This window comes from Caballeronia sp., from assembly GCF_049581465.1.
Taxonomy (GTDB): Bacteria; Pseudomonadota; Gammaproteobacteria; order Burkholderiales; family Burkholderiaceae; genus Caballeronia.
Genome location: NZ_JBAUSA010000315.1, coordinates 1 through 2,167, shown reverse-complemented (window position 1 = coordinate 2,167; position 2,167 = coordinate 1). Strand labels below are relative to the sequence as shown.

General features: G+C 62.0%; 1 protein-coding gene. It reads right to left on the bottom strand.

Annotated elements, in window-relative coordinates:
- Positions 1–2,070 (bottom strand): efflux RND transporter permease subunit (locus WCA53_RS07780; protein ID WP_423907639.1); only part of this gene is annotated, 2,070 nt, incomplete at its 3' end.
- Positions 2,071–2,167 lie beyond the last annotated feature (97 nt).

Here is a 2,167-nt window from a genome sequence, read left to right as displayed (position 1 = left end):
GCCGAGCTCCACGCGCGACTGCCCGGCCCGTGCCTGCAGATACATGTCGATGCCGCCGAACTGGCTGAGACCGCGGATGGTCGGCAGATTCACCGCGAAGATCTGCGCATCGGGAATGCTATGCAGGATGCCATTGATCTGCGGAATCAGCTTCATCGCGGTGTCGTGGCGCTTGTCCCAGTCCGCCAGCTTGATGAACGACATGCCGACGTTTTCACTCGTGCCGACAAAGCTGAAGCCTTCCGGCTGGAAAATACCCACGATTTCCTTGCCGATCGCACTGTGCGCGAGCTTGTCGCGCACCTCGGCCATCACGTGATCGGTACGTTGCAGCGTCGAGCCGGGTGGCAAGTTGATGAGTGCGAGTACAAAGCCCTGGTCTTCGTCGGGCACGAAGCTGGTCGGCAGCTTCGTATACAGGAAACCCGTCAGCACCACGACGAGCACAAACGCCACCATCCAGCGCGGCGCATGGTTCACGGCCCGGCCGGCATGGCCGAGATACTTTTTCGTCGTCCAGTCGAAACTGCTGTTGAACCAGCGGTAAACCGCGCCCTTCTTCGTCTCGTGCTCGGGCCTCAAGATCGCCGCGCACAGCGAAGGCGTGAAGGACAACGCGAGGAACGCGGAGAATCCCATCGATACAGCGATCGTCAGTGCGAACTGCGCGTAGATGATGCCGGTCGCGCCCGGCTGCAGCGCGGACGGCACGAAGACGGCGGACAGCACCACCGTGATCGCGACGATGGCGCCCGTGATCTGGCCCATCGCCTTGCGGGTCGCCTCCCTTGGCTCCATATGCTCCTCGGTCATGATGCGTTCGACGTTTTCGATCACGACGATCGCATCGTCGACCACGATGCCGATCGCGAGCACCATGCCGAACAGCGTCAACTGGTTGAGCGTGTAGTGCAGCGCCGACAGGCCAATGAAGGTGCCAAGCAGCGCGACCGGAATCACGAGCGTTGGAATGATCGTGGCCCGCAGATTCTGCAGGAAGATCAGCATCACGAAAAACACCAGCACGATCGCCTCGACGAGCGTGCGGATCACATCGACGATCGACGCGGTGATGAAAGGCGTCGTGTCATAGGGCACGCTCCACACTACGCCTTCCGGCAGATCCCTCGCCAGGATCGCCATCTCGGCTTTGACTGACTTCGCGACCGCGAGTGCATTGGCGCCCGGCAGCAGGAAAATCGCCATGCCGCCAGCCGCCTTGCCGTTATAGACCGGCGCGAAGCCATACGTCTGCGAGCCGAACGAAATGCGTGCCACGTCTGAGAGCTTGACCGTGGTGCCGTTGCTGTTCGCGACGATAATGATGTCCTGGAACTGCTTGAGCGACGAAAAGAGGCTGTCGCCCGTCACGGTCGCCGTAAATACCTGCCCCCTCACGGCCGGATCCGCGCCCAGCGAGCCGGCTGCGAACTGCGCGTTCTGCGCGGTCACGGCATTGAGCACCTGGGTCGTCGACAGCCCGTAGCTCTGCAGCTTGTCGGGGTCGAGCCAGATGCGCATCGCGTACTCCGAGCCAAGCAGCGTGGTATTGCCGACCCCGTTCACACGGCCAATGTTCGGTTGAATCTGGGACGCGAGAATATCGCTCAGGCGCCCGGCATCGATGGACGGACTGTTTGACTGCAGCGCGATGAACATCAAAATGTCCGGGCTCGCCTTCGCCACAACGACCCCTTGCTGGGTAACCTGCGCAGGCAGCAACGGCTCGGCGAGCGTGACCTTGTTCTGCACCTGCACCTGGGCAATGTCCGGGTTGGTGCCAGTCGCGAACGTGAGGATGATCTGCGTCTGGCCATTCGAGCTCGAGTTCGAACTGAAATAGAGCAGATTGTCGATGCCGGTGAGCTGCTGCTCGATCACCTGGGTCACCGTCGATTCCATCGTCTGGGCGCTCGCGCCCGGATACTGCGCGGTGACGGTCACCTCCGGCGGCGCGATGTCCGGGTACGAATCAATACCCATCCCGTGAACGGAGATGATGCCGAACAGCGAGATCAGGATCGCGATGACCCAGGCGAAGACGGGGCGGTTAATGAAAAAACTCGGCATGAGCGGTCTCCTAGTGCGCCATGCCGGCCGAAGCCGAGGGCGATGACGCTGCGGAAACCGGCGCGGCTGCGTTGGACGACGCTGCCGCTGCCGACAC